Source organism: Vagococcus sp., assembly GCF_036639995.1.
GTDB lineage: Bacteria > Bacillota > Bacilli > Lactobacillales > Vagococcaceae > Vagococcus.
Genome location: NZ_JAVWHO010000062.1, coordinates 1 through 9,867 on the forward strand (window position 1 = coordinate 1; position 9,867 = coordinate 9,867).

General features: G+C 34.8%; 10 protein-coding genes and 1 other annotated feature. Of the genes, 2 read left to right on the forward strand and 8 right to left on the reverse strand.

Annotation, left to right across the window (positions count from 1 at the left end; all coding sequences use genetic code 11):
* Positions 1-248: 248 nt before the first annotated feature.
* From rplL to rplK, 4 genes are all read right to left on the reverse strand, one after another.
* The gene (gene rplL, locus RR554_RS11300) at positions 249-617 is read right to left on the reverse strand and encodes a 50S ribosomal protein L7/L12 (protein WP_332464416.1); all 369 of its coding nucleotides are present in this window, start codon (positions 615-617) and stop codon (positions 249-251) included.
* 66 nt (positions 618-683) lie between these two features.
* Positions 684-1,187 carry a 50S ribosomal protein L10 gene (gene rplJ / locus RR554_RS11305; protein ID WP_332464417.1) on the reverse strand — a complete coding sequence of 168 codons (504 nt, stop codon included), beginning with the start codon at positions 1,185-1,187 and terminating at the stop codon, positions 684-686.
* A 38-nt stretch (positions 1,188-1,225) separates the two neighbouring features.
* Positions 1,226-1,349: a sequence feature (ribosomal protein L10 leader region), on the reverse strand.
* Between the two features lie 39 nt (positions 1,350-1,388).
* On the reverse strand, positions 1,389-2,078 hold the full coding sequence (gene rplA, locus RR554_RS11310) for a 50S ribosomal protein L1 (RefSeq protein WP_332464418.1): 690 nt from the start codon (positions 2,076-2,078) through the stop codon (positions 1,389-1,391).
* A gap of 108 nt (positions 2,079-2,186) precedes the next feature.
* Positions 2,187-2,609 carry a 50S ribosomal protein L11 gene (gene rplK / locus RR554_RS11315; protein WP_332464419.1) on the reverse strand — a complete coding sequence of 141 codons (423 nt, stop codon included), beginning with the start codon at positions 2,607-2,609 and terminating at the stop codon, positions 2,187-2,189.
* Positions 2,610-2,884: 275 nt separating this feature from the next.
* Here rplK and RR554_RS11320 point away from each other — a divergent pair, with 275 nt between their 5' ends.
* On the forward strand, positions 2,885-3,454 hold the full coding sequence (locus RR554_RS11320) for a GNAT family N-acetyltransferase (protein ID WP_332464420.1): 570 nt from the start codon (positions 2,885-2,887) through the stop codon (positions 3,452-3,454).
* 153 nt (positions 3,455-3,607) lie between these two features.
* Positions 3,608-5,578: a heavy metal translocating P-type ATPase gene (locus RR554_RS11325; protein ID WP_332464421.1), complete on the forward strand. Its 1,971-nt coding sequence runs from the start codon at positions 3,608-3,610 to the stop codon at positions 5,576-5,578.
* Between the two features lie 177 nt (positions 5,579-5,755).
* Here RR554_RS11325 and RR554_RS11330 read toward each other — a convergent pair whose 3' ends face one another.
* The 4 genes from RR554_RS11330 to RR554_RS11345 all read right to left on the reverse strand — a co-directional run bounded on the left by RR554_RS11330 (position 5,756) and on the right by RR554_RS11345 (position 9,850).
* A complete protein-coding gene (locus RR554_RS11330; RefSeq protein WP_332468052.1) occupies positions 5,756-6,808 on the reverse strand; it encodes a Gfo/Idh/MocA family protein in 1,053 nt (350 codons plus the stop codon).
* Positions 6,809-6,822: 14 nt separating this feature from the next.
* Positions 6,823-7,791, reverse strand: coding sequence for a sugar phosphate isomerase/epimerase family protein (locus RR554_RS11335; RefSeq protein WP_332468053.1), 969 nt, complete (start codon positions 7,789-7,791; stop codon positions 6,823-6,825).
* A gap of 24 nt (positions 7,792-7,815) precedes the next feature.
* Positions 7,816-8,895, reverse strand: a complete 1,080-nt coding sequence (locus tag RR554_RS11340; protein ID WP_332464424.1) for a Gfo/Idh/MocA family protein — start codon at positions 8,893-8,895, stop codon at positions 7,816-7,818.
* 79 nt (positions 8,896-8,974) lie between these two features.
* The gene (locus RR554_RS11345) at positions 8,975-9,850 is read right to left on the reverse strand and encodes an AraC family transcriptional regulator (RefSeq protein WP_332468054.1); all 876 of its coding nucleotides are present in this window, start codon (positions 9,848-9,850) and stop codon (positions 8,975-8,977) included.
* Between the last annotated feature and the right edge of the window lie 17 nt (positions 9,851-9,867).

The following is a 9,867-nucleotide window of genomic DNA, read 5'->3' on the forward strand; positions in this document are numbered from 1 at the left end:
TTATTGGTAGTTTGTTATCCACAACTTGCTTTTTCATTTTTAGTCTATTTTCAGAAAGTCCATTAACTTATCCACAATGAATTCACAGAACAAAAAAAGAACAACCAATTAATTAAAGGTTATTCTTGGGTTACAAATGATTTAGTTAACTTTTCCACAACAATTGTTAGTAGCTTACTTGCCGTTCTAATAACAAAATAAAAAAGGCAGACCTTTAAGATCTGCCTTTTGATAAATAATTTTTAAAATTATTTTACTGTTACTGAAGCGCCAACTTCTTCTAAAGAAGCTTTTAATGCTTCAGCGTCGTCTTTAGAAACGCCTTCTTTGATTGGTGCAGGAGCGCCATCAACTAAAGCTTTAGCTTCTTTAAGACCTAAACCAGTTGCTTCACGAACTGCTTTGATAACTTTAACTTTTGAATCTCCAGCAGAAGTTAATTCTACAGTGAATTCAGTTTGTTCTGCAGCAGCAGATGCTTCACCAGCACCAGCAGCAGCTACAGGAGCAGCAGCAGATACACCAAATTCTTCTTCAATAGCTTTTACTAAATCATTTAATTCTAAGATAGTTGATTCTTTTAAATCAGCAATAATTTGTTCAACGTTTAATGCCATTATGTTTTCCTCCGTTATAATCTTTACGATTAATTTATATTTTTTTAGTTTAAAGTAAAGTTACAATTAAGCAACTTCTTCTTCTTTTGATTCTGATACAGCTTTAACTGCGTATGCAACGTTTCTGACTGGTGCTTGTAAGACAGAAAGTAACATAGAAAGTAAACCTTCACGATTAGGTAATTTAGCAAGAGCAATAATTTCTTCGATTGAAGAAACATTTCCTTCGATAATACCACCTTTGATTTCTAATGCTTCCGCACCTTTAGCGAAATCATTCATGATTTTAGCTGGAGCAACCACGTCATCATTACTGAACGCTACGGCTGTAGGTCCAACGAATACATCGCCCATACCTTCTAAACCAGCTTGTTCAGCAGCACGACGTAAGATACCATTTTTGATAACTTTCATCTCAACGTTTGCTTCACGTAATTGTTTACGTAATTCTGTTACTTGTTCCACTGTTAATCCACGGTAGTCAACAACTACTACAGATGCAGCTTCTTTTAGCTTAGCAGTAACAACTTCAACTTCTTGAGCTTTTTTTACGATTGATGCTTCACTCATTTTATTTTCACCTCCGTTAATTAGTAGATGGTGGAATTTTCTATATAAAAAAACCCCATGCCACCGTTGACATAGAGGGACTATTGATTCATTCAATATGGTCCTCGGTAGGAAATTAAGACTTACGTCACCTACTGTCTTCGGTACAGTTATTATAACCTAGACAACTATATCACATATAGCTGTCTAGGACAAGTTTTTTTAGAAAGAAAATTTATCTACTTTAACGCCAGGGCCAAATGTAGTTGTAACTGTTAAGTTTTTAATGTATTGACCTTTTGTTGCAGCAGGTTTTGCTTTAAGGATTACATCATTAATTGTGTTAAAGTTTTCAATTAATTTAGCATCATCAAATGATACTTTACCAATTGGAACATGGATGTTACCTTGTTTGTCAACACGGTAAGTTACTTTACCAGCTTTAACTTCTTCAACAGCTTTTGTTACATCCATAGTAACAGTTCCTGTTTTAGGGTTTGGCATTAAGCCTTTAGGTCCTAAGACACGTCCTAATTGACCAACTTGTGCCATCATGTCTGGTGTTGCAACGACTACGTCAAAGCCAAACCATCCACCTTTAATTTTGTCAACCATGTCAGCATCACCAACAAAGTCAGCTCCAGCAGCTTCAGCTTCTTTAGCTTTTTCGCCTTTAGCAAAAACTAAAACTGTTTGAGTTTTACCTGTACCATTTGGTAATACAACAGCCCCACGAATTTGTTGGTCTGCTTTTTTAGGGTCAACATTTAAGTTATAAGCAACTTCTACAGTTGCGTCAAATTTTGCAATGTTAGTATCTTTAGCTAAAGCAATTGCTTCTGCTACAGAATATTCTTTTACTACGTCTACTTTTTTTAATGCTTCTTGCATTTTTTTACTCTTTTTAGCCATTTTGTTTCCTCCTTGATTGTGGTTATAACGGTTGAACCTCCCACGGAATTTATACCTTTCAGTATAAACCGACTGAGAAGCTACTTCTAAGTATCAATAGAATAAAAATTATTCTACAGTGATACCCATGCTTCGTGCAGTACCTTCTACCATGCGCATTGCTGCTTCAACGTCAGCTGCGTTTAGGTCTTGCATTTTTAATTCAGCAATTTCTTTTACTTGTTCTGGAGTTACGTTAGCAACTTTTTTAGAATTTGGTTCACCAGAACCTTTATCGATTTTAGCAGCTTTTTTTAATAATACTGCAGCTGGTGGTGTTTTTGTAATGAATGTAAATGAACGGTCTTCATATACAGAAATTACCACTGGAATAATCAAACCTGCTTGATCAGCTGTACGAGCATTGAATTCTTTTGTGAATCCCATGATATTAATACCTGCTTGACCTAATGCTGGTCCAACTGGTGGTGCTGGAGTTGCTTTTCCTGCTGGAATTTGTAACTTAACTAATTTTTCTACTTTCTTTGCCACGAGACATACCTCCTTAAGTCCGTGATGTGGTTTAGTGGAGATGGAAATTTCTCCTCCCACATTTCAATAAAAAAAATGTATTTAAAATACACACTCAAACATTATATAATCTGATGAGTTAAATAGCAAGCCTATTCTGTCATTTCATTTAAATCATTTCGATTTATTCCCTATTTCTTCTATATAATATAGATAATAATTAGACTATCTGACTTGCAACTAAAAATACTCCATGATAAAGTGTATCTTAAGATTATTAAGGAGGACTGTTACCTATGATACGTTTAGCAGAACCTAAAGATGCTAGCGAAGCAATGGATTTAGTCATGATTGTATTACGAGATATGGAACTAGATATTTTTAATAAATTATCTGAAGAAAAAGTCAAAGAACTTTTAGTTAAAGCCTACATTGAAGAACCTAACTACCGTTACGGTTTTAGTAACGCGATTGTTAAAGAACTTGATGGAAAAGTAGCAGGTGTGGCTTTTGGTTACCCTGATCACATGGAAAAAACAATTGATGTACCTTTTATTAACCTTCTACTTGAACATGATTTAACAGAAGAGTACAAATTATTTAACGATGAAGAAACATTTAAAAATGAATGGTATCTTGATACCTTAGTTACCTCTCCTGATTTTAGAGGACAAGGTGTAGCTAGAGAATTACTTGATGCGTTACCAGAACTTGCCAAACAACATGATCGCCATGTTGTCGGTTTAAACGTTGATAAAATCAACGATAATGCGCGTCGAATTTATTTAAATAATGGCTTTGAAAAAGTAGGTCAAATTGATATTGCTAATCATGATTACGACCATTTACAAAAAGAGGTTGGCTAATAACTAATAGTAAAACAACGATAAATTTATCGTTGTTTTTTTTGTTTCTTTTTTGAGTTATCCCTTGCATTTTATTGTAGTTCGTCTTATAATTTAGATATGAATAAATGTTCATATGACAATTTTTACATATATTAAAAGGAGGAGTTTATAATGTCACAATCTATGACTCACAACGAAACACATAAAGAACATGATCACAACCACGATCATAATCACGAACACAATCATGATCATAGTGGACACGACCATGAACATGATCACGGAAAATTACCAGTTGTTTTATTCTTTATTGGTTTAGCAACTTATATCGCTAGTCTTTTTATAGCCGAAGGGATTTTCCAAAACATTTTAGCCACTGCTACTATTTTTCTATCTGGCTATCATATTATTATTGAAGGATTTGAAGATACCATTAGTCAAACTAAAGAAAATCGCAAATTCACACCCAATGTTCATATTTTAATGACTTTAGCCGCTTTTGGTGCTGCTGTTATTGGGGATTTTAAGGAAGGTGCTTTATTAATTGTTATTTTCGCTGGTGCTCATTTCTTAGAAGATTATGCTGAAGGTAAAAGTAAACGAGAAATCACTAACTTAATGAAAATGAATCCTACAGAAGCGAGATTAATTAAAGCAGATGGCTCAACTGAAGTTGTTGATGTTTCGACATTAAAAATTGGAGATCAACTAAAAGTTTTAAATGGAGATCAAATTCCAACAGATGGTCGTATTATTTCTGGTTATACTGCTATTGATGAATCTTCTATTAACGGAGAAAGTGTTCCTGCTGAAAAAACTGTTGGTGATGATGTTTATGGTAGTACAATTAACGGCAATGGCGCCATTACCATTGAAGTGACAAAAGAAAGTTCAGACACTGTATTTGCTAAAATTTTACAATTAGTTAACCAATCACAATCTAATCTTTCTAAAAAAGCAACTAAAATTAAAAAGTTAGAACCTAAATATGTAACTGCGGTCATGATTATTGTGACACTTTATATTGTTGCGATGCCACTTATTTTTGGTCACACTTGGTACGATAGTTTTTATAAAGGAATGGTCTTCTTAACTGTTGCTTCACCTTGTGCCCTTGCTGCAAGTGATGTTCCTGCAACATTATCAGGTATTTCAAACTTAGCTAAACGCGGCGTTCTATTTAAAGGTGGTTCTTTCTTATCAAACTTAGAAGGCATTCGTGCTATCGCTTTTGATAAGACTGGAACATTAACAGAAGGAAAACCTAAAGTAACAGATGTATTCTTCTCTATTGAAAACGAAGGTAATTCAGCTCATTACTTAAATATTATTGCAGCAATGGAAAAACAAGCTAACCATCCTTTAGCAAATGCTATCTTGGCACATATTAAAGTGACTGAAGTATTAGCTCTTGATATTGAGAACCAAATCGGAAAAGGTTTGGTTTCTACTTATAACGGAAAAACATACCGTATTGGTAAGCCTGCTCAATTTAAACAAGTTCCTAGTCAAATTGAACAATTTAATCACACTTATTCAGAAGATGGTAAGACAGTCGTTTACTTCTCTGAAAATGATGTAGTTGTTGGTTTAATTGCTATGATGGACTTACCTAATGAAAATGCTAAAAAAGTGATTTCTTACCTTAAAGAACAAGGTATTCATACTACAATGATTACAGGAGATGCTGAAAAAACAGGTCGTGCTGTTGCTAATCAATTAGGTATGGATGAAGTTGTTGGTAACGTACTCCCTGAAAACAAATCAGCTATTGTCGAAAACTTGGAAAGTAAATACGGATCAACTGCAATGGTTGGTGATGGTGTCAACGATGCTCCTGCCCTTGTTAAAGCTGATATCGGAATTGCGATGGGTGAAGGAACTGATATCGCCATTGATGTAGCAGATGTTGTCTTAATGAAAAATGATTTAACTAAATTAAGTTATGCTCACCGTATTTCTAAACATTTAGATAAAGTGGTTATGCAAAATATCGCCTTTTCAATGTTCATTGTTGCCTTACTTGTTGTTTTAAATATCATGGGCAAAATGAGTTTACCTTTAGGTATCATCGCTCATGAAGGTAGTACATTAATTGTTTTATTCAATGGTTTAAGATTATTAAAACCTTTGAAAGAATAACATTTCATAATTATCAAGAACGTCAAAAAGAAACAAAATCAAAAATTGGTTTTGTTTCTTTTTTTTGTTTAAAAAACCGATTGAACGATTGATGTAAAAGGAAAAAAATAAATTTCAAAATAGCGAGTTGCTATTCGAAATCGGAATAGCCAAACGTAGATAACACTACTTTTTTATTTATTCAAATAACATCACTTCTTGTTTTTTTCCTGCTTCAAAAATAGTTTCAATTAAGCGTAGTACCCGATGAACTTCCTCGTTTTTTACAATTGGTTCTGCTTGATTTCTAACAACATCATAAAAATTATAATAGAATGCATCAAAATCAGGTGCTATCTCTTCAATTGCTAATGTTGTTGTCGCCTCTTCTGACGGTGGTGCCATCGTTTTGGTTAATCCTTGCCCTGCTTGAATTGGTACTAAATTATGATGATCAATCATCCCTGTTTGTTTAACTATTTTACCAGATAAATCCCAATCGTTTATCACCGCAGCACCTTCAAACCCACGAACATACCATCTTGGAAGTTTAATGAAGTTGGTTGTTCCCACCTCGATTATAGCTTTAACACCATTTTCAAAAGTTAAGTAACTAATAAACCCATCATCCACTTCATCACCTAGTACATAACTTAAATCAGCTGCAACTGTTTTAAGTTTACTATCCACCATAAACAGTAGTTGATCTAATAAATGAACACCCCAGTCAAGAACCATTCCACCACCATGAACCTCTAAATGACGCCAATCACCAGGAATTCCATTAGCCCCTTGTACACGAGATTCAATTTGGAATAACTCTCCAACTTTTGGGTGTTGATACAAGTCTCGAATAATCAAAAAATCATTATCCCAGCGTCTGTTTTGATGAACCATAAATATTTTATTTTCTACTTTAGCAACAAGAAGTACTTCATCTAGCTCTTTTGTATTCATCATTACTGGTTTTTCACACACCACATGTTTACCGGCTCTTAGTGCGGATATAGTCAAGTCTTTATGGGAATCATTAGGTGTTGCGATTAAAACAGCATCAACCATTTCATCGGATAAGACGTCTTCTAATTGTGAATATATCTTAAATCCGTCTTGTTGAGCCATCTTTAAACGACTAGAATCACAATCATACACACCACTCACTTTTACGCCATCGACTTCTTGAATCAGCTCACGGGCATGATAACTCCCCATGCCGCCATAGCCAATCACAACTAAATTAATTACACGCATTTCAATCCTCCTAACTAAGCCCACCATAAATCTGTTGGTTGGTCATTAATCATAATTGATTTTAAATTAGTTACCGCACGATCAAATCCTTCATCAATCGACATGATTGGATCTTCATGCTCAATACTCAACACGTAATCATAACCATATAGTCTAAGAGCACTAATAATATTAGACCACTCTTCCATACTATGCCCACAACCTACGGATCTAAAGGTCCAAGAACGTGTTTGTACATCACTATATGGTTGCATATCAGTTAAACCATGCATATTAATATTATCTTGATCCAAATAAGTATCTTTGGCATGGAAGTGATGAATTGCATTTTCTTTGCCTAATATTTTGATGGCACCTACTGGGTCAATTCCTTGCCACCATAAGTGAGAAGGGTCTAGATTACAACCAATATTGTTACCCGCCGCATCTCTTAATTTAAGCATTGTGTAAGGCGTATGGGCTAAAAAACCACCATGTAATTCAATCCCGATTTTAACACCTGCTGTCTCACATTCTTTGTTAATGTCTTTCCAGTATGGAATTAATTTTTTCTCCCACTGATACTGATAGATGTCTGTATAATCAGTTGGCCAAGGAAGTACCGGCCAGTTAACACTTGTATCAGTGTCATTGCCACCTGCAACACCTGAAAAACCATTAACTACAGGAACATTCATTAATGACGCTAACTTAATTGTTTTACGTAGCAATTCATCTGCTTCTTTAGCTTCACTTGGTTTTGGTGAAATTGGATTATGATGTGCACTAAAGGCACTGATTTCTAATCCTTTATCTTGAAGTTTAGCTAAATACTCTTTTCGCTCGTCACTACTAGCTAACAATTTATCCACATCACAATGAGCAGAACCTGGTGAGCCTCCTGTGCCAATCTCAACAGTTTGCAATTTTCTTTTTGCTACCTCTTCAATCATTTCGTCAAAATTTAAATTATTAAACAAGGGAGTAAATACGCCTAATTTCATTGTCATTCATCCTTTCTTTGTTGGTTATTTAGTTAAAAATACTGGTTCACCTAATTCAGATGATTTGTAAATAGCTTCTAAAATTTCTGTTACAACCAGTGCTTCTTCTGGCTTTACAACTGGTTCTGTATCATTAATAATGGCATTAATCCATGACTCTGCTTCAAGGCTAGCAGGATCTGCTCCTTCTCCGTCATAAAAATCAACACCACCTGTTTCAAGTTCTACTTGACGACTATATAATAAACCACGATCTTCTCCATTTATCCTTAGACCATCTCTCATATCAGCGCCACCTTTTGTTCCTGAAAGACTGGTTTTAGCCTCTCCCACGTCTAAACTATTTAATGCCCAACTAGCTTCTAACATAATTGATGCGCCATTTTCCATTGTAATAAAACCAAAGGCAGAATCCTCTACCTTGAACTTCTCTGGATCCCAAGGTCCCCAAGCATTAGCCGCATTTTTTGTACTCGATAATTTATGATAGGCATTCCCTACCACATATTTAGGTTTATAATTACCCATCATCCATAGTGTCAAATCTAAAGCATGTGTTCCAATATCAATTAAGGGACCTCCACCTTGTGCTTCTTCATCTAAGAAAACTCCCCAAGTAGGAACTGCTCGGCGACGAATAGCGTGAGCTTTTCCTAGATAAATATCTCCTAACTCTCCGTCTGAACAAATTTCATGTAAGTATTTTGAATCTGTTCTAAAACGATTTTGATAACCTATCGTTAATTTTTTGCCTGTTTCTTTTGCCGCTTCAAGCATTGCTCGTGCTTCTTTACTTGTTTTTGCCATTGGTTTTTCACACATGACATGTTTATCTGCATGAAGACTGGCAATGGAAATTTCAGCATGAGAGTTGTTTGGTGTACACACATGAATCACATCAATACTTGAATCTTTCAATAATTCTTGATAGTCAGTATAAATTTTCGCGTCAGTTGTTCCAAATGTTTCTTTTGCTTGATCCGCTCGTTCTTCATTTACATCACAAAAAGCAACCATTTCAACCTCTGTTAATTTTTTTAATGCTGGCATATGTTTATTTGTTGCTATCCCGCCACAACCAATTATTCCTATTTTTAATGTCATTATAAAAAACCCCCATCATCGTTTTGTTTGTACGTTCATTCTACAAAACTTTGATAAGGGTTTCTTCCTTGATTAGGGCTTAATTATTCCCGAATATTGACTTTTGATACTTCAATGGTGATACACCTACTTGCTCTTTAAACACATGGTGAAATGTCTTAACACTACTAAATCCAGATTTTTCAGCCACTTCAATCATCGGGATCTTTTCATGGGACAAGATATATTTTGCTTGATTAATTCGGTAATCTGTTAAAAATTGCATAAACGTTTGCCCAGTATTTTTTTTGAAAAATCGCGCAAAATAATACGGACTAAACCCAACAACCTCTGCGATATCATCTAGTGTCATACCTTCTGTAAAATGATTTTCTACATACATAAAAATAGCATTTAATCGCTCAAGTGTGTCATGATTATTAACCGCTTCAACAAAACTCACCTTTTTAGCTTGATCTTGTTTAAAAGGAATTTCACGATAATAAATGGTCATTAACCTTAATAATTGACTAATCATGGCATACTCATATCCTACTTCTAGTTGTGTCATCTCTTTAAATAACTCCCTCAAACAGTTCACAACTTTCTCTCTTGTTTCATAAGGCCAATTGACACTATGGTTTTCCGCCTTTTCAAACAACTTAACTAGTTCTGTATACCCTTTTTCTTTGAACAACGTATCCCGAAAAAGAGCTAAGTCAAACTGAAAAACCAATCGATTACTTCCCGGAGAAGCAACAAAATAATGAGATTCGCCACTTCCAATAACAAATATCTCACCTTCATGTACTTGAATAATTTGACCATTATACCCGATATTGACTGATCCTTTGGTCACAAAAATAATTTCGATTTCTTTGTGCCAATGAGGTGGTACGATGATTTCACCTACATTTTCAAAGGTTCGAAAAGGAAACGATAATGGCCAATCTGGTATTTCTAAATACAAGCTCATAGACATTCTTCCTTTTT